The sequence below is a fragment of the Aequorivita sp. CIP111184 genome, from assembly GCF_900489465.1.
GTDB lineage: Bacteria > Bacteroidota > Bacteroidia > Flavobacteriales > Flavobacteriaceae > Aequorivita.
In genome coordinates, this window is record NZ_UEFQ01000013.1 from 759,577 (window position 1) to 776,818 (window position 17,242).

Consider the following 17,242-nt stretch of genomic DNA (forward strand, 5'->3'; position numbering starts at 1 on the left):
ATTAATAGAGAGGTGGCCGAGCGGTCGAAGGCGCACGCCTGGAAAGCGTGTATACGCCACAAGCGTATCGAGGGTTCGAATCCCTTCCTCTCTGCAACAAACTTTTAGTTTATTATAACACTCGATTATATAGAGTCAATTAATATTCTTGCAGATTAACTAAATTATTTTATATCTTTAAACCTTTAACTAAAAACAAACTTTAAGTCGATAGCAATGAAAAAATTATTTTCTATTATGGCGGTTGCCGCAATCGTTTTTGTAGGCACGTTAAACGCGAACGCTGCAACAGCGCAAACTTTGCCAACCAGTTCACAAGCTCTGGTAACAGCAGCTACAGTTTCTATTATTCAAGATGAAACGGCTCCAGCTGCCGAACCTGCAAAAGGATTTCACCAAGAGTTAAAAGATCGTTTCGTAGAAGGTGGTCCCGGATTTATGGGGATCGTTCTATTGTGTTTAATTCTTGGATTGGCAATTGCTATTGAAAGAATTATATACCTTAATCTTTCTACAACAAATACCCAAAAATTGGCTCAGGATGTTGAAGACGCTTTAAACAGTGGTGGTATTGAAGCTGCTAAAGAAGTGTGCAGAAACACAAAAGGTCCTGTTGCCTCAATCTATTATCAAGGCCTAGATCGTGCCCACGAAGGTATTGACATTGCTGAAAAGGCAGTTGTTGCATACGGTGGTGTACAAATGGGACAATTGGAAAAGAACGTTTCTTGGATATCCCTTTTTATTGCATTGGCTCCAATGCTTGGTTTCATGGGTACAGTAATCGGGATGATTATTGCATTTGATAAAATTCAGGCAGCGGGTGATATGAACCCTTCTCTTGTGGCAGGTGGTATTAAAGTAGCACTTTTAACAACCGTATTCGGTTTGATCGTGGCTATTATACTTCAAATTTTCTATAATTATATTATTGCTAAAATTGATAGTATCGTTAACAGTATGGAAGACGCTTCTATCACTTTGATCGACATGTTGTTCGACTACAAAACAAAAAACAAAATCTAAAATAAACCACAAGATGGCATTACATAAAATTTTAAAAATAGTAGCATTGCTTCTTAGCGTTGCAGGGATTATTTTTCTTGCAATGATCATCGCTAAAGGTGATACGGCTGTAACTGCAACTGGTGAAGGAGTTGATGGTTTCTTGTATGTTGCTTATATAACATTTGCTATTACAATTGTTTTTGTTCTATTCTTCGTAATAAAAGGAATTTTCGAAGGAAACATCAAAAATACGCTGATATCAGTAGGGGCTTTTCTACTTATAGGAGTTATATCATACGTTTTAGCAGATGGAAATGCAATGGAATTGCAAGATGGCTCGACCATTTCAGCAAGTGGTTCAAAATGGGTTGGAACAGGATTATATGCTTTTTATATATTAGCAGTAATAGCTGTTGGAGCAATGGTTTTCAGCGGAATTAAAAAAGTAACTAAATAATGGCAAGAAGAGCAACACCCGAAGTAAACGCAGGGTCTATGGCGGACATCGCTTTCCTACTACTTATCTTTTTCTTGGTAACAACTACCATTGAAAAAGACAAGGGTATCGCGAGACAGTTGCCGCCAAAGGAAGATGTTGTTGACCCGCCAAAAATCAAAGAAAAAAACTTGTTTATTGTAAATGTAAACAGGAACGATCAATTGTTGGTTGAGGAAGAATTGATGGAACTCAAAGATCTTCGTCAGGCCGCAATCGCTTTTCTTGATAATGGAGGAGCATCATCTGGAAGCCCAGAATATTGCAATTATTGCAAGGGTAAAAGAAATCCAGAATCTTCAGATAACCCAGATAAAGCTGTAATTTCTGTACAGAACGACAGGCTTACTTCTTACAAGATGTATATTGCTGTACAGAATGAATTGGTAGCAGCATATAACTTTTTGAGAGATAGAGAGTCACAAAGGCTTTATGGATGGAAGTTTACTGAAAAGACCAAAGATCTTGATGAAGGAAAAATAAAAGGAGAAGCAACTAAAGAAGCACTTCAGAAACAATTAGAAGAAGTTCAAAAATTATTTCCTTTAAAACTCTCTGAAGCAGAACCTAAAAAATCTGGACAATAACAATAAGAGTATGTCAAAATTCACAAAGAAAAAAAGCAACGAATTACCTCCCGTAAACACAGCATCCCTTCCGGATATTGTATTTATGTTACTATTCTTTTTTATGGTGGTAACAGTATTGCGTGATGACAATTTGCTTGTTCAGAACAAATTGCCAAAAGCAGATCAGGTTGAGAAATTGAAAAAAGATCGATCTGTATATATTTATGCAGGAAAACCAAGTTCCAGATATGTGGACAAATATGGTTCAGAGCCTAAAATACAGATTGGTGATAAATACACTGATATTACCAATATTAAGTTTGCATTAACCGAAGCACGAGAAAAACTACTTCCTGAACTACAGGATAAAGTAATGGTTGCGCTTAAGGTTGATGAAAAGACAAATACTGGGATGGTTACAGACATTAAACAGGAATTACGTGATCTTAATATGTTGAAGATTATTTATATTACCACTCCTGGAAATGAAATAAACCAATAGACTGATTATTCGATTTTAATTTGAAAACGCCTTGCTCCTAGGTTTCGGGATCAAGGCGTTTTTTTTTGCTTATTTTGAAAATACATTTATCTTTATAGGTATGCAAAAGGTGTTTAAATTATGTGTTACCATATTTTTAGGCTTTGTTTCCTTTAATGGAATAGCCCAAGATACCATTCAGCCCGCTGTCGCTGATTCCTTATATAGAGAAGATCAGTTTTATGTAGGTGTTACCTATAATGTGCTTTTAAACCTTCCTTCAGGAGCAAGCATTCGTGGACTTTCCGGAGGATTTCAGTTTGGTTTTTTACGCGATATGCCCATTAATGAAAAACGCACAATTGCTGTCGCTCTTGGTGGTGGTATATCTATAGATCAATTTGGACAAAACCTTTTAATAGGGGAAACTCCTAATGGTGAAACAATATTTCGTGTTTTAAATAATGTAGAATATACTCGAAATCGTTTTAATACGGCCGTAGTTGAAGCTCCCATTGAGTTAAGATGGAGAAGCTCTACTCCTACAAACTATAAATTTTGGAGAGTTTATGCCGGTTTTAGAGTTGGATATGCTTATTGGTATAAAGCCACCTTTAAACAGTCTGGAAATAATATTAGCCAAACAAAAATTCCAGAATTTGATAGGCTTCGCATGGCTGCTACATTAAGCCTTGGGTATAATACTTTTAATTTTTTTGCATCTTATAGTATTAACCCTTTCTTCAAAGATGCAATAACAACAGATGGTGAAAAAGTAGATTTTAGAACCCTTAAAGTTGGTTTGATGTTCTATATTCTATAACCAATTATTGAAAAGAATCAACTGGGGTAATGTCCCCAATAAAATGCCAATCCCGAGTTCTGGATATGTATGCGAATCATTCTCTAATCGCGAAGATGCAACCCAGCCATTTACAAATAGAAAAAAGCTTATTGAGATCAAAAGATTTATTTTGAAATGGGCGCTTAATCCAATGATGAACATTAAAATACCGGCAACTCCCATTTGGTGCAAACTCACTTTAACTTTAAAAAACACCAGTACTAATGCACTAAATGCTGAAAATAAAATACCGACAAAAAAGTTATAAAGTTCGGGATCGTCATACGGATCAAAAACCATTTTAATGATAAGCAACAGAAGAATGCATTGAATCATCAATGGAAACTTGCGTTCGTTTACTTCCTTTAAATAAATGGTTTCAACAACTCTTAAGTTTTTAAGGAGAAAAAATATAACAATTGGGATTAGAATAGTTATAATAATAATTGCAAAAATATTTACACGCACCAATTGAAAATCTAAATATCGCGGTGTAACTATAAAATAAAGAATGGTTCCAAAAAGTGGAATCAATAGTGGATGAAAAATATAGGAAGCAGCTTTAAGAAATAGTCTCATTAAATTTCCTTTCTAAGCCGTGCTACTGGCAAGTCTAATTGTTCCCTATATTTTGCAATGGTGCGTCGTGCAATAGGATATCCTTTTTCTAATAAAATCTTAGCTAATTTATCATCTGTAAGCGGCTTTCTTTTGTTTTCTTCGGAAATGGTTATCTCTAGAATTTTCTTGATTTCCTTTGTCGAAACATCTTCCCCCTGATCATTTTTCATTGACTCACTAAAAAATTCCTTTATCAACTTTGTTCCGTAGGGTGTGTCTACATATTTACTATTCGCAACTCGTGAAACAGTTGAAACGTCCATATGAATTTCATCTGCAATATCTTTCAATATCATGGGTCTCAGCTTGCGCTCATCACCCGATAAAAAGAATTCTTCCTGATAGTGCATAATTGCATTCATAGTCACAAAGAGCGTCTGCTGGCGTTGTTTAATAGCGTCTATAAACCATTTTGCAGCATCCAGTTTTTGCTTAATAAACATCACAGCATCTTTTTGCGCTTTAGATTTATCTTTCGATTCTTTGTAGCCCTTCAACATATTTGTATAATCGTGGCTCACATGAAGTTCGGGAGCGTTTCTTCCGTTTAAAGTTAAATCCAATTCGCCATCAACGATCTTTATTGCAAAATCGGGAACTACATGTTCTACAATTCTATTGTTTCCCGAATAGGTTCCGCCAGGTTTAGGATTAAGTCCTTCAATTTCATGAATAGCATCGCGCAGTTGATCTTCAGTAATATCAAACTTTTGAATAAGCTTTTTGTAATGCTTTTTGCTGAAATGATCAAAAGAGTCTTCTATAATCTCAATTGCCAAAGCAACAGCTGGATTATGCTCTTTTCGCTCTAACTGAATCAATAAACACTCTTGAAGATCACGAGCCGCCACACCCGCAGGATCCAACTCTTGAACTATTTTTAGCACTTTTTTAACCTTCTCTATTGTAGTGTAAACATTTTGTGTGAAAGCCAAGTCATCAACGATATCCTGAAGCTCGCGACGTATATAGCCGCTTTCATCAACACTGCCAACCAAAAAGGTTGCTATCTCCTCTTCCTCATCGTCCATGCGATACGTGCTCAATTGTTGCATCAAATTCTGGGTGAACGAAGTCCCTGCGGCATAAGGCATTTGCCGTTCCTCATCATCTGCGCTGTAGTTATTTGCCGAAAGCTTGTAACTTGGCACTTCGTCATCGCTTAAGTAATCGTCAACGTTTATATCCGTTTCTATTACTTCGTTGCCTTCGTCATAATTATCGTCAAACTCGTCGTTGTTAAATTCATCATCAAACTCATCGCTTTCCTCTTTTCCGCCCTCCAAAGCTGGATTTTCCTCTAATTCTTGAGAAATACGCTGCTCAAAGGCTTGCGTGGGCAATTGTATCATCTTCATCAACTGTATCTGTTGAGGCGATAATTTTTGAGAAAGTTTAAAATTTAATTGCTGCTTTAACATGGTTCTATTTACTACCTCATAAAGTTAAAAAAAACCAGCTACTAAAATAATGAAGTAACCAGTTTTAATACAATCTTATGTTATTTTGATTAGAATTCTGCGTTGCCGGGAGTTCTTGGGTAAGGAATTACATCCCGAATGTTGCCCATTCCTGTAGTAAACTGAACCAAACGCTCAAAACCAAGTCCAAAACCACTGTGCACAGCTGTTCCAAACTTGCGAAGATCCAAATACCAATACAATTCTTTTTCGTCAATGTTCATGGTCTTCATTTTTTGTAGCAACACATCATAACGTTCTTCACGTTGTGAACCGCCAACAATTTCTCCAATCCCTGGAAAAAGTACGTCCATTGCACGAACGGTTTTACCGTCATCATTTAAACGCATATAAAAGGATTTTATATTTGCGGGGTAATCAAAAAGAATGACCGGACATTTAAAGTGCTTTTCAACCAAAAATCGCTCGTGCTCGCTTTGAAGATCTGCACCCCATTCATCAATAATATATTTGAATTTTTTCTTTTGGTTTGGCTTGGAGCGTTTTAAAATTTCTATCGCTTCAGTATAGCTTACCCGTTTAAAATTGTTTTCCAGTATAAAACGAAGTTTTTCACGAAGATTCATTTCGCTGCGTTCGTCCTGGGGCTTGTTCTTTTCTTCTTCAAGCAAACGGTTTTCAAGAAATTCAAGATCATCGGCACAGTTTTCTAAAGCGTAGTTTACTACATACTTTATAAAATCTTCCGCTAAATCCATGTTCGCATCCAAATCATTGAAAGCAACTTCTGGCTCAATCATCCAAAATTCTGCCAAGTGGCGACTCGTGTTTGAGTTTTCGGCCCTAAAAGTTGGACCGAAAGTATAAACTTTGCCAAGCGCCATTGCATAGGTTTCAGCTTCCAATTGGCCGCTAACCGTAAGATTGGTTTCTTTTTCGAAGAAATCTTCTTTATAATTTACATTTCCGTTTTCATCAAGCGGCGGATTTTTAGCATCCAAAGCTGAAACGCGAAACATTTCCCCAGCACCCTCCGCATCACTTCCCGTAATGATGGGCGCGTGCATATAGTTAAATCCGTTTTTCTGAAAATATTCGTGAACCGCGAAAGCCAGTTTAGAACGCGTTCGCATCACGGCGCCAAATGTATTGGTGCGGATTCGCAAATGGGCTTGCTCGCGCAACGTTTCCAACGAATGTCTTTTTGGTGAAAGGATAGTAAGTTTAACATCTTCCGGATTTGCTTCTCCTAAAATAGTCAATTTTGAAACCTGTATTTCCACCGTTTGGCCCTGTCCTTGGCTTTCTACTAAAATACCAGAAACTTCAATTGCAGCACCAACGGTTATTTTTTTTAGAATTTCTTCTTCAAAATTTTCAAAATCCACTACACATTGTAGCGTTTTTATGGTAGATCCGTCATTTAAAGCTATGAACCTGTTGCTTCTAAAAGAGCGTACCCAACCGCTAACAATTACATCGTGATGGGTCGGTTCGGTTTTCAACAATTCATCTATAGTCTTGTCTTGCATGGTCGTTTTTTAAGAAGAGCAAATATAATTTTTTTAATTCTGAATTGAGAATTATGAAACATCTTCTTCATCATCCGTCAAAATCTCGATTGCAGGTTTTTTCATCGTTTCCTTATTTGCAATACTTCTTTCTAGCGAAAGTAGAAGCGTTGGAAGGAGTAAAAGATTGGAAAGCATCGCAAAAAGTAACGTCATTGAGACCAATGCCCCTAAAGCCACTGTGCCTCCAAAACTGGAAATAGTAAACACTGAAAATCCAAAGAAAAGCACTATTGAAGTATAAAACATGCTTACCGTGCTCTCGCGGAGTGCTGCATATACAGACTTCTTTATTTTCCAGTTGTTGGCTATCAGTTCTTGTCTGTATTTTGCGAGGAAGTGAATAGTATCATCCACCGATATTCCAAACGCAATGCTAAATACCAAAATAGTAGACGGTTTTATGGGAACGCTTACAAAACCCATTACCCCAGCCGTTATAATTAATGGAAGAAGATTTGGAATCAACGAAATTAAAATCATTTTAAAACTTCGGAACATCCACGCCATAAATAAAGCAATTAAGAAAATGGCTAGTGAAAGCGAAAGGATTAAATTATTTACCAAATAATGCGTTCCTTTTTGAAAAACCAATGCTTTTCCAGTAACCGAAACATTATAACGCTCTGGCGGGAAAACCTTATTTATTTCCTTATGAAGATCTTCTTCAATATTGTTAAACCTATCTGGCTTGGTGTCTTTCATAAATGTGGTAATACGGGCAAACTGTCCCGTGCTGTCCACATAGCTATTCAATAGGTTGGTGTTTGTGTTGCTGCTTTTTGCGTAACTAAGTATAAAATTCTTTTCTTGGCTATTTGGAAGTTGGTAGTATTCCGGATTGCCGTTATAATAGGCCTGCTTGGAATATTTCACTAATTCTACCACAGAAAGCGGTTTCGCGAACTCAGGAATTTCTTTAATATGGTCCTGCAGTTCGTCAATACGTTTTAGAGTGGCTAGGCTCATCACGCCTTTTGGTTTTTTTGTATCCACCATTATTTCTAAGGGCATAATGCCTTCGTATTCCTTTTCAAAAAAGCGGATATCGTCAAAAAAACCAGTGTTTTTCGGCATATCCTCAATTAGACTTCCCGAAATTTTTATGTTGAAAATTCCAATAATACTTACACAAAGAAGAAGAACAGCCATAATATAGATCGTGATACGGCGCTCTTTTACCATGCACTCTATCCAATTTACAAATTTGTTGATCCACGTTTTGTTCAAATGTTTTAGGTGCTTGTCTTTCGGCACCGACATAAAGCTGTAAATAATGGGGATGATAAGCAAACTCAATAAAAAGATAGCTACAATGTTGATTGAAGCCACAATACCAAATTCACTCAGCAGTTCACTCTTCACCAAAATAAAAGTGGCAAAACCTGAAGCCGTGGTTAAGTTAGTCATCAAGGTGGCGTTACCCACTTTTGTGATGACGCGTTGTAATGATTTAGCTTGGTTTCCGTGTAATTTTATCTCCTGCTGATATTTATTGATGAGGAATATACAGTTTGGAATTCCAATCACGATTATCAAAGGAGGGATTAAAGCCGTTAGTACTGTAATTTCATAATGCATCAGTCCTAAAAATCCGAAAGCCCACATCACCCCAATAATTACAGTACACATAGAAATAAAGGTAGCGCGCCAAGAGCGGAAAAAGAAGAAAAATATAAGCGAAGTAACAAAAAGTGCTCCGGCAATAAAAAGTCCAATTTCATCAATAATGCTTTGCGAATTCAGCGTACGAATGTAGGGCATTCCGGATGTATGAACTTTAACGCCCGTTTCTTCCTCAAATTTTTTGATTAGCGGAATCAAATCCTCAATCACAAAATCCTTTCGTGCAGCAGTATTTACAATGTCCTTTTTCATATAAATGGCCGAGCGGATGCTCTGCTTGTCTGGACTGTAAATTAGTCCGTCGTAAAAAGGAAGTTTGTTGAATAGCTCGTCTTTATATTCCGCAAGATTTGCATCCGTAAAAACGGAATCTTTTATAAAAGGGACGAGTTCAAAACCTGTGGTATCAATTTTCTTTTCAAGTTTTTGAAGATTGCCTACTGAAAGCGTAAGCTCTACCTCATTGAATTTTGCAATATCTTTTGAAAGTTGGTTCCAAGCTGCAAACTTTTTGGGCGTAAAGATGGAGGAATCTTTCACCCCCATAACAATCAGGTTGCCCTCTTCGCCAAAATGAGAAAGAAATTGATCGTATTCAAGATTGATGGGATGATCATCTGGCAGCAGATTGGCTTCGGTATATGTGAAGCGCATATTTTTCCACTGAAGTGCTAGCAGTACGGTGATAACTGCAATAACTATTAAAATCACGGTACGATTCCGTAAAATAAAGCGGGCCACCCAGCCCCAAAACCCAATGCTGAAAAGTTTGTTCAAAGCAATTTTTTATAGAATTAGCAAAGGTAAGTATTCCCAATTAGTGGGGGATTTATTTTGTGTGGTATTTTAAAAGGTGAAAGCATAACAAACCCTTTTTGTAGCTTTACAAACAAAAAAATAGATATGCATGTTGCATATAAAAATTAATAATTATAAACCACTCAATTTCATAACACAAAACAAATGGAAATTTTAGAATGGATACAGAATTGGTTTAAGAATAATTGTGACGGCGATTGGGAACAGGGTGAAGGTATTCAAATCACAACTTTGGACAACCCTGGGTGGGAAGTTGAAATTGATATATCAAACACTTCAATAGCGAATATTAATATTGAATGGATACTTAACGAAAATGGAGCACACGATTGGTATGGTGTAAAAATTGAGAACCAAAAATTTAACGCTTCTGGCGATGCTGGAAAACTAAAATTTTTATTAGAGTTATTTAAAGAGATGATTGAGAAAATTGAAAATTAATACAATTGTCAACAACTCACAACTGGGAACGCAGAACCGATTAAATCTTCAAATAAAAAGTAAACTTAAAAGAAATGTTATCCGAGAACCTTGGTAGATTGTAGTAGCCATAGCGATAGGCAGCACTAAGGCCAAAGCCAAAAAGAATCTTGTTCACCTCAAAACCGCTTTCGTTATAAAGATGTTCCAACGTATTAAAAGGGATGCCGAAATGACGGTCAGTATTTGCCATATCACCCCAAGCGTGGCGTGTAATTAACACGAGTTCTGGTTTCCACTTCTCGGTAAGTTTAAAACGTCTAAGACTATGCTTTACTTGCAAAGTTGTCAATTTATCTGAAAAAAATTCGCCAAAATACATTGTCTCAAAACTCTGTACTCCAGCTACAGAAAAACGTTGTAAAATTTCATCTTTTGTTGGCTGATTGGGGTAGGAGTGAAACAAATGTGTTAAAGGCACATCGCCCGTGGCCAGTGTACCTTCTAAAAGAATATTGGTGGAAGATAAATCGGTACGTTTTATATAATAGTCTAACTTCAAACCAAATTTGGTATAGTTGAAATCACTGCCTGCAACGTCTTTAAATCCTTGTGTAATCTGTGCACTAATCTTAGGAAAACCGTCAAAATATTCCTTGGTGCCATCTTCATTGGTGAAAAAATTCGTCTTCGGACTTATCCTTAAAGAAACTGTGGCCTCAGCTAACTGATAATCTTTATATGGTCTCCCATCTTTTATAAAATAATAGCTCTCAATATTCTCCACATTGCTATGCTCCACCCGAAATTCACTAAGTATTTTTGGAGAAAGCTCGCTTGTAATGTTTGCGTACCATTTTCGGTATTTGTAAAATTGAATGATATTAACCAGTCTTGGTTCAAAAATAGAATATACGCGGGCATCGGTTAGAAAATCAAAAGTTCCAATTTCCTTTATGTCATCAACGTAATACACACTTAACCAGGCTTTCTTTTCTTTATTAACGCGGGCACTGGCACCTAAACTATATTTTAGGGCTTTGTCCTTAAAACCATAAGCCACATAACCTCCCAGTTTGTATTTTTCAAAAAGTTTGTCATTGGTTAAGCCGCCAATTCCCAAACGAAATGATTCGTAATTGTTATATTTTATTAAGGTTTTAAGATCAATATCAAAAAAACCAACAGGGTAATAACCTGATGAAAGTGGATGTTCTTTTTTGTCGGCAACACTTGAAATGGAATCTTTATCAGTTTGTATTGCTGGCTCTTGTGCAACAACATAAAAACCAAGGCTAAAAAAAACAAGAAAAAGAAGTTTTCGCATTCGGAAAGGTGAGTTTTAAGTAGCTTAAATGTAAAAATAAAGCGGCTGTTATGCCGCTTTATTGTATTTAGTTTAACGAAAATTGCATTACACAGTCATTATTTCTTTTTCTTTTTTAGCCAAGATTTCATCAATTTTTTTAATGTGCTGATCGGTCATTTCTTGAATGTCCTCTTCAAGACTTTTCTTTAAATCTTCTGAAATTTCCAGTACTTTTAAATCATTATTGGCATTTTTGCGATCGTTGCGAACGCCTATTTTTGCTTCTTCACCAGCAGCTTTGGCCTGTTTAGCCAAGTCTCTCCTTCGTTCCTCAGTTAATGGAGGAACGCTTATAATTACGCTTTCTCCGTTATTCATAGGGTTGAAGCCAATATTAGCAAGATGGATTCCACGTTCTATTTCTGGTATCATTCCTTTTTCCCAAGGCTGAATGGTGATGGTCATCCCGTCTGGCGTGCTCACGTTTGCCACTTGGCTTAAGGGGGTTTGACTTCCGTAATAATCAACCATTACGCCACCAACCATTGATGGTGAAGCTTTTCCAGCGCGAATGTTTATTAATTCTTTTTCTAAATGTTTTAACGCGTTATCCATTGCCTCACGCGTACCATCAATTATAAAATCTATTTCGTCTTCCATAGGTTTCAAAATTCAACCCTTCGATTTCGCTCAGGGTGACAGGTTAAATATATTTTTTACAAATTCACTTTAGTGCCAATTTTTTCTCCGGAAACAACTTTTAAAAGATTTCCTTTAGTATTCATATCGAAAACTATAATGGGCAATTCGTTTTCCTGACTTAAGGTGAAAGCTGTGGTGTCCATTACTTTCAAGCCTTTCTGCAACACATCTTCAAAACTGATAAAATCAAATTTTGTTGCCTGTTTGTCTTTTTCGGGATCGCTTGTGTAAATTCCATCTACGCGGGTTCCTTTCAAAATTACATCGGCACCAATTTCAATTGCTCGCAAAACGGCTGCAGAATCTGTTGTAAAATAAGGATTTCCAGTTCCGCCACCAAAAATAACCACGCGCCCTTTTTCTAAATGGCGGATAGCTTTCCTGCGAATAAATGGTTCTGCAACTTCGTTAATATTTATAGCACTCTGCAAACGTGTTGGCACATCTTCATTCTCTAATGCGCTTTGCAGTGCAAGGCCGTTTATCACGGTTGCAAGCATCCCCATATGGTCGCCCTGCACACGATCCATGCCGCTGCTGGCCCCAGACAAACCTCTAAAAATGTTACCCCCTCCAATAACAATGGCCACTTCCACACCTTTTTCAGTGATCTGTTTTATTTCGTGGGCGTATTCTTGAAGGCGAATGGGATCAATACCATACTGTTGATTGCCCATTAAGGCTTCGCCGGACAATTTTAGAAGAATTCTTTTATAATGCATAGTTTGGGTTTGTTGGGGCAAAAATAAAGAAAAATATTGATGCGGTGGAAGGAAATAAAAAACTAGTTGCTTACAAGAAATATCTATTAAATAAAAAAAATAGATTTCGTGATGACATTTTATAAGTTTTTACGATGTGATAGTGTAGACTATTAATCCTTAAAATTTCATATTATGAGAACAACATTATTTTATTTGTTTTTTGGAATATCAACAGTGATGATTTCCCAAAATACAGGAAGACGAACCCCGTTAAATAATCCCACACTTCAATTGACAAAAATAGAGAAGACAGAGTGCATTACTGCTTCGCAGCGACAAGAAGTGCGGCAACAAATTGCTTTAAATAAGCATGCAATAATTCAACAAAACCCAAATGCATTTCAGCGAAAAGGTAACTCGCCATTATTTATTATGCCCCTACGTGCTAAAGCAGGGTTTGGTGACTATGGGTATTATATTGTTAATAATCAAGTGGATCACGATTTAACGCCTAATGGACACTTGCTGGATTATGAATGTGGCGAACGGACTTATGATTGGGTAAACGGGAATCACGAAGGTACAGACTATGTGCTTTGGCCTTACCCTTGGAAGCGGATGCAAGAGGAAATTATGGAAGTAGTTGCTGCCGCCCCTGGAACGATTATAGATAAACGCGACGGCAATTTCGATTTGAATTGTGTAAACAACGGCAACCCGCTATGGAATGGAATTATTATAGAACATGCAGATGGCTCGCAAGCTTGGTATTGGCATTTTAAAGATGGCGCCATAACCACTAAAAATATTGGTGATACAGTTGCCGAAGGTGAATATTTAGGTGCTGCGGGAAGTTCTGGCAGTAGTACCATTCCCCATTTACATTTTGAAGTGTATGATGCAAGCAATAATTTAATAGATCCTTATGAGGGCTCGTGTAATAACATGAATGCAGACTCTTGGTTTGTTGATCAACCAGATTACTTTGTGCCTTCAATAAACCGGCTTTCAACCCATAATTCTGCAAATTTTGATACGGATTGTGGTGTGGTGGAAAATACTTACGAAGAATTAAATTTTGAACTAGGAGAAACGGTTTATTTTCGAATTTTTTACCGAGATATTCAAACCGATAGCAATACACATATTGTTGTTAAAAAACCCGACAATTCTATTTTATACGATTATATTTTCACCTCACCTTGGCCTAATTATACTGGAGCTTCTGCAATGTGGGAGTTTCCTGTAGATGGCACTTGGCCAGATGGCGTTTATACCATTACCGCAGAATTTGAGGGAAATAATTATGAAACAATTTTTGGCGTGAATACTAACTTGGGAGTAGAAGATTTGAAAATTACAGAAATTACAATATATCCCAATCCTACTTCAAATACTATCTACATTGAAGCAAATTCAACGCTTGAAAAAGTTGAATTATTTGATCTTTTGGGACGAAAAATTATAGAGGTTTCACCTTTCGCTGAAAAGACCGAGCTAAATATGGAAGGTTTAAAAGCAGGGGTTTACATGGTCGTTATTTTTTCTGAAGGGAAAAGAGTTGTTAAGAAAATTTTAAAGAAATAAGTATATAAAACTGAGAATAAAAAAAGAGGCTGAAATCAATCAGCCTCTTTTCGTTTTTTATAGAATAAATCTCAAAAGCTTACGCCAAAGAAACTCTCTTAAAGCCAACTATTTCAACATCGCCATACGTTTTTACGTAATCTGCAACATTCTTTTTGTCGTCTTTAATGAAGTTTTGGTCAAGCAACGCTTTTTCGTGATCCATTGTAGTGTTGTCACTAATGAAACGCTCAATTTTTCCAGGAAGGATTTTATCCCAGATTTGCTCTGGCTTGCCTTCAGCTTTCAATTCAGCTTTTGCATCCGCTTCAGCCTGAGCCATAATTTCTGGAGTCAATTGTGCTCTTGAAATATATTTAGGTACGTTTTTAAGCGTTTTGCCCAAACGACCCAATTCAATATTATCTTTTTCAATAACAGCGATTCTTGCTTCAGTTTCAGAAGCTACAAATTCTGCATCAAAATCTTTGTAAGAAAGTGTAGTTGCACCCATTGAGGCAACTTGCATAGAAACATCTTTTGTTAACTCCTCAGCATTATCAACTGCTTTTGAAAGACCAGTTAAAGCAGCAATTTTGTTAACGTGTACATAAGAACCTACATATGGAGCTTCTAAAATTTCGAAACCACCAATTTCTATTTTCTCACCGATAACACCAGTTTGCTCAGTTAGCTTTTCAGCAACGGTCATTCCATCAAAATCTGCAGCCAAAAACTCTTCTTTGGAAGAAGTAGTTAGTGCAATTTCGGCCATTTTATTTGCCATTTCAACGTATGAGTCGTTTTTAGCAACAAAGTCAGTTTCACAATTTAAAGAAATAGCAACACCTTTTGTGTTGTCGCTGTTCACTTTTGCGGTTGCAACACCTTCACTAGAGTCGCGATCCGCTCTCTTTTCGGCAATTTTCTGTCCTTTTTTTCTAAGGATTGAAATTGCTTCTTCCATATTTCCGTCTGCTTCTACTAATGCCTTTTTACAGTCCATCATTCCAGCTCCGGTGGCTTGTCTCAGTTTATTTACTTCTGCGGCTGTTATGTTTGCCATTTGTATAAATTTTTAAGTTTAATATTAAAAAAAGTCGTTCAATAAATTTTCAATAAAGAAAAGAACTAAACGACTTTTAAATTTTAAGATACGGTTATTATTCTTCTTCGTTTAGAACTTCTTTTTTCGATTTTTGACGCACAGGCTCTTTTGCCTCTTTCATTGCCTCAACATCTTCTTTGTCTTTAGAAGGAACTTCGGCTTTTGCCTTTTTTACTTCTTTGTCTTTTTTAGGAACTCTAGCTTTTTTTGCCATTCCATCTTCATCATCTTCGTCTTCATCTTTTCCAGATTTTCTTTCAGAAAGACCTTCAATAACGGCTTCTGAAACAAAACTCATAATAGCGTCAATAGATTTTGAAGCATCATCGTTTGATGGAATTACATAATCAATAACGCGTGGGTCACTGTTTGTATCAACCATTGCGAAAATTGGAATGTTCAATTTTAACGCTTCAGCAACTGCAATGTGCTCGCGAGTTGTATCTACAACAAAAAGAGCTGCAGGAAGACGACTCATATCAGAAATAGAACCTAAGTTTTTTTCCAATTTAGCACGAAGACGATCTACTGCCAAACGCTCTTTCTTAGAAAGGGTCATGAAAGTTCCGTCTTGCTTCATTCTATCAATAGAAGCCATTTTCTTAACGGCTTTACGGATAGTTACAAAGTTAGTTAGCATTCCGCCAGGCCATCTTTCAGTGATGTAAGGCATGTTTGCGGCTTTTGCTTTTTCAGCAACAATGTCTTTTGCTTGTTTTTTAGTAGCTACAAAAAGGATTTTGCGTCCACTAGCTGCAATTTTTTTAAGAGCTTCATTAGACTCGCTAATTTTTGCAGCGGTTTTGTAAAGATTGATAATGTGGATCCCGTTGCGTTCCATATAGATATACGGCGCCATGTTTGGGTTCCATTTGCGGGTTAGGTGGCCAAAATGCACACCAGCTTCAAGTAAGTCTTTTACTTCAATTTTTCTTGCCATTTTTGTTTTAGTTTACGTTCTGTGAAAGGATAGCAACCAAAGCAGAACTTTGGTTTAGATGCTAAACTAACACCCGAATTTTTCGGGTTAACAGCTTTTTTAATTAATAATGAATATGAACTTTTCAACTGCAATTGGGTATCCCAAGTGAGATACCCAATCTTGTTGAGTAATATTAACGTTTAGAGAATTGGAATTTCTTACGAGCTTTCTTCTGTCCGAATTTCTTACGCTCTACCATTCTTGGGTCTCTTGTAAGCAAACCTTCTGGTTTTAAGATACCTCTGTTTTCGTCATTAAGTGTACACATAGCACGAGAAATTGCAAGACGAATGGCTTCTGCCTGTCCAGTAATTCCACCACCAAATACGTTTACGGTAATGTCGAAAGTAGTTTCGTTTTCTGTAAGTACTAAAGGTTGTTTTACTTTATACTGAAGTGTTCCAGTAGGAAAGTAGTTTTCAAACTCACGCTTGTTGATAGTAATGTTTCCCTTACCTTCTTTAAGGTACACACGTGCAACAGCGGTTTTTCTTCTGCCTATTTTGTGAATTGTCTCCATTACTTGTTGTCGTTAAAGTTAATAGCTCTAGGTTTTTGTGCTTCTTGACCGTGGTTTGCGTCAGAATAAACCTTTAGGTTTCTGAAGATTTCCGCGCCCAATTTGTTTTTAGGAAGCATTCCTTTCACAGCTTTTTCAACAAGCCTTGCAGGGTCTTTTTTGTACATCTCTGTAGCAGTAAGGCTACGTTGTCCACCTGGGTAACCAGTGTGGCGAATGTACGTTTTGTCATTCCATTTGTTACCAGTAAGGTTTATTTTACTAGCGTTAATAATAATTACGTTGTCACCGCAATCTACGTGAGGGGTGAAACTAGGTTTGTGCTTACCGCGAAGTAATTTAGCAACTTCGCTTGCAAGACGACCCAATGTTTGCCCGTCCGCATCTACCAATAACCATTCTTTTACAACGGTTCCTTTGTTGGCAGATACTGTTTTGTAACTTAATGTATCCATTTAGTCTTTGTCAATTGTTA

Annotated in this window: 18 protein-coding genes and 1 tRNA gene; 8 read left to right on the forward strand and 11 right to left on the reverse strand. The window is 36.9% G+C overall.

What is annotated here, in order from left to right; genetic code table 11:
* The first annotated feature begins 6 nt into the window (after positions 1-6).
* The 6 genes from AEQU1_RS03565 (at position 7) to AEQU1_RS03590 (ending at position 3,377) form a co-directional block, all read left to right on the forward strand.
* Positions 7-94, forward strand: a tRNA-Ser gene (locus tag AEQU1_RS03565).
* Between the two features lie 122 nt (positions 95-216).
* Positions 217-1,026: a MotA/TolQ/ExbB proton channel family protein gene (locus tag AEQU1_RS03570; RefSeq protein WP_111878813.1), complete on the forward strand. Its 810-nt coding sequence runs from the start codon at positions 217-219 to the stop codon at positions 1,024-1,026.
* A gap of 13 nt (positions 1,027-1,039) precedes the next feature.
* Complete coding sequence (locus AEQU1_RS03575; RefSeq protein WP_111878815.1) at positions 1,040-1,465, forward strand: hypothetical protein; 426 nt, start codon at positions 1,040-1,042, stop codon at positions 1,463-1,465.
* Positions 1,465-2,091 carry a biopolymer transporter ExbD gene (locus AEQU1_RS03580; RefSeq protein WP_111878817.1) on the forward strand — a complete coding sequence of 209 codons (627 nt, stop codon included), beginning with the start codon at positions 1,465-1,467 and terminating at the stop codon, positions 2,089-2,091. The genes AEQU1_RS03575 and AEQU1_RS03580 overlap by 1 nt, the downstream gene beginning before the upstream one ends.
* Before the next feature lie 10 nt (positions 2,092-2,101).
* Positions 2,102-2,575 carry a biopolymer transporter ExbD gene (locus AEQU1_RS03585; RefSeq protein WP_111878818.1) on the forward strand — a complete coding sequence of 158 codons (474 nt, stop codon included), beginning with the start codon at positions 2,102-2,104 and terminating at the stop codon, positions 2,573-2,575.
* 100 nt (positions 2,576-2,675) lie between these two features.
* Positions 2,676-3,377, forward strand: a complete 702-nt coding sequence (locus AEQU1_RS03590) for an outer membrane beta-barrel protein (RefSeq protein ID WP_111878820.1) — start codon at positions 2,676-2,678, stop codon at positions 3,375-3,377.
* On the opposite strand, the gene AEQU1_RS03595 is transcribed toward AEQU1_RS03590, so the two are convergent.
* The 4 genes from AEQU1_RS03595 to AEQU1_RS03610 all read right to left on the reverse strand — a co-directional run bounded on the left by AEQU1_RS03595 (position 3,372) and on the right by AEQU1_RS03610 (position 9,414).
* Complete coding sequence (locus AEQU1_RS03595) at positions 3,372-3,977, reverse strand: hypothetical protein (protein ID WP_111878822.1); 606 nt, start codon at positions 3,975-3,977, stop codon at positions 3,372-3,374. The two genes, AEQU1_RS03590 and AEQU1_RS03595, sit on opposite strands and share 6 nt — an antisense overlap.
* Positions 3,977-5,440, reverse strand: a complete 1,464-nt coding sequence (gene rpoN, locus AEQU1_RS03600) for an RNA polymerase factor sigma-54 (protein ID WP_111878823.1) — start codon at positions 5,438-5,440, stop codon at positions 3,977-3,979. Before rpoN ends, AEQU1_RS03595 begins: the two co-directional genes overlap by 1 nt.
* 89 nt (positions 5,441-5,529) lie before the next feature.
* Positions 5,530-6,972, reverse strand: a complete 1,443-nt coding sequence (asnS, locus tag AEQU1_RS03605; RefSeq protein WP_111878825.1) for an asparagine--tRNA ligase — start codon at positions 6,970-6,972, stop codon at positions 5,530-5,532.
* Between the two features lie 51 nt (positions 6,973-7,023).
* The gene (locus AEQU1_RS03610; RefSeq protein ID WP_111878827.1) at positions 7,024-9,414 is read right to left on the reverse strand and encodes an RND family transporter; all 2,391 of its coding nucleotides are present in this window, start codon (positions 9,412-9,414) and stop codon (positions 7,024-7,026) included.
* A gap of 186 nt (positions 9,415-9,600) precedes the next feature.
* Here AEQU1_RS03610 and AEQU1_RS03615 point away from each other — a divergent pair, with 186 nt between their 5' ends.
* Entirely contained in the window at positions 9,601-9,897 is a 297-nt protein-coding gene (locus AEQU1_RS03615; protein ID WP_111878828.1) for an immunity 53 family protein, read from the forward strand.
* A gap of 40 nt (positions 9,898-9,937) precedes the next feature.
* Here AEQU1_RS03615 and AEQU1_RS03620 read toward each other — a convergent pair whose 3' ends face one another.
* The 3 genes from AEQU1_RS03620 to pyrH all read right to left on the reverse strand — a co-directional run bounded on the left by AEQU1_RS03620 (position 9,938) and on the right by pyrH (position 12,609).
* Positions 9,938-11,203, reverse strand: coding sequence for a DUF5686 family protein (locus tag AEQU1_RS03620; RefSeq protein ID WP_111878830.1), 1,266 nt, complete (start codon positions 11,201-11,203; stop codon positions 9,938-9,940).
* Between the two features lie 87 nt (positions 11,204-11,290).
* Positions 11,291-11,845: a ribosome recycling factor gene (gene frr, locus AEQU1_RS03625; RefSeq protein ID WP_111878832.1), complete on the reverse strand. Its 555-nt coding sequence runs from the start codon at positions 11,843-11,845 to the stop codon at positions 11,291-11,293.
* Positions 11,846-11,901: 56 nt separating this feature from the next.
* A complete protein-coding gene (pyrH, locus tag AEQU1_RS03630; protein WP_111878833.1) occupies positions 11,902-12,609 on the reverse strand; it encodes a UMP kinase in 708 nt (235 codons plus the stop codon).
* Positions 12,610-12,783: 174 nt separating this feature from the next.
* Here pyrH and AEQU1_RS03635 point away from each other — a divergent pair, with 174 nt between their 5' ends.
* A complete protein-coding gene (locus AEQU1_RS03635; RefSeq protein ID WP_111878835.1) occupies positions 12,784-14,178 on the forward strand; it encodes a T9SS type A sorting domain-containing protein in 1,395 nt (464 codons plus the stop codon).
* A 79-nt stretch (positions 14,179-14,257) separates the two neighbouring features.
* Here AEQU1_RS03635 and tsf read toward each other — a convergent pair whose 3' ends face one another.
* The 4 genes from tsf to rplM form a co-directional block, all read right to left on the reverse strand.
* Entirely contained in the window at positions 14,258-15,223 is a 966-nt protein-coding gene (gene tsf / locus AEQU1_RS03640; protein ID WP_111878837.1) for a translation elongation factor Ts, read from the reverse strand.
* 97 nt (positions 15,224-15,320) lie between these two features.
* A complete protein-coding gene (rpsB, locus tag AEQU1_RS03645; protein WP_111878838.1) occupies positions 15,321-16,205 on the reverse strand; it encodes a 30S ribosomal protein S2 in 885 nt (294 codons plus the stop codon).
* A 175-nt stretch (positions 16,206-16,380) separates the two neighbouring features.
* Entirely contained in the window at positions 16,381-16,767 is a 387-nt protein-coding gene (rpsI, locus tag AEQU1_RS03650; protein WP_014781730.1) for a 30S ribosomal protein S9, read from the reverse strand.
* Positions 16,767-17,222 (reverse strand): 50S ribosomal protein L13, encoded by a 456-nt coding sequence (rplM, locus tag AEQU1_RS03655; RefSeq protein WP_111878839.1) that lies wholly within the window; start codon positions 17,220-17,222, stop codon positions 16,767-16,769. Before rplM ends, rpsI begins: the two co-directional genes overlap by 1 nt.
* Between the last annotated feature and the right edge of the window lie 20 nt (positions 17,223-17,242).

Bases quoted from the DNA above. Each gene is read 5' to 3' on its own strand.
- AEQU1_RS03570 (WP_111878813.1), top strand. From the start codon at position 217: ATGAAAAAATTATTTTCTATTATGGCGGTTGCCGCAATCGTTTTTGTA.
- AEQU1_RS03575 (WP_111878815.1), top strand. From the start codon at position 1,040: ATGGCATTACATAAAATTTTAAAAATAGTAGCATTGCTTCTTAGCGTT.
- AEQU1_RS03580 (WP_111878817.1), top strand. From the start codon at position 1,465: ATGGCAAGAAGAGCAACACCCGAAGTAAACGCAGGGTCTATGGCGGAC.
- AEQU1_RS03585 (WP_111878818.1), top strand. From the start codon at position 2,102: ATGTCAAAATTCACAAAGAAAAAAAGCAACGAATTACCTCCCGTAAAC.
- AEQU1_RS03590 (WP_111878820.1), top strand. From the start codon at position 2,676: ATGCAAAAGGTGTTTAAATTATGTGTTACCATATTTTTAGGCTTTGTT.
- AEQU1_RS03595 (WP_111878822.1), bottom strand. From the start codon at position 3,977: ATGAGACTATTTCTTAAAGCTGCTTCCTATATTTTTCATCCACTATTG.
- rpoN (WP_111878823.1), bottom strand. From the start codon at position 5,440: ATGTTAAAGCAGCAATTAAATTTTAAACTTTCTCAAAAATTATCGCCT.
- asnS (WP_111878825.1), bottom strand. From the start codon at position 6,972: ATGCAAGACAAGACTATAGATGAATTGTTGAAAACCGAACCGACCCAT.
- AEQU1_RS03615 (WP_111878828.1), top strand. From the start codon at position 9,601: ATGGAAATTTTAGAATGGATACAGAATTGGTTTAAGAATAATTGTGAC.
- AEQU1_RS03620 (WP_111878830.1), bottom strand. From the start codon at position 11,203: ATGCGAAAACTTCTTTTTCTTGTTTTTTTTAGCCTTGGTTTTTATGTT.
- frr (WP_111878832.1), bottom strand. From the start codon at position 11,845: ATGGAAGACGAAATAGATTTTATAATTGATGGTACGCGTGAGGCAATG.
- pyrH (WP_111878833.1), bottom strand. From the start codon at position 12,609: ATGCATTATAAAAGAATTCTTCTAAAATTGTCCGGCGAAGCCTTAATG.
- AEQU1_RS03635 (WP_111878835.1), top strand. From the start codon at position 12,784: ATGAGAACAACATTATTTTATTTGTTTTTTGGAATATCAACAGTGATG.
- tsf (WP_111878837.1), bottom strand. From the start codon at position 15,223: ATGGCAAACATAACAGCCGCAGAAGTAAATAAACTGAGACAAGCCACC.
- rpsB (WP_111878838.1), bottom strand. From the start codon at position 16,205: ATGGCAAGAAAAATTGAAGTAAAAGACTTACTTGAAGCTGGTGTGCAT.
- rpsI (WP_014781730.1), bottom strand. From the start codon at position 16,767: ATGGAGACAATTCACAAAATAGGCAGAAGAAAAACCGCTGTTGCACGT.
- rplM (WP_111878839.1), bottom strand. From the start codon at position 17,222: ATGGATACATTAAGTTACAAAACAGTATCTGCCAACAAAGGAACCGTT.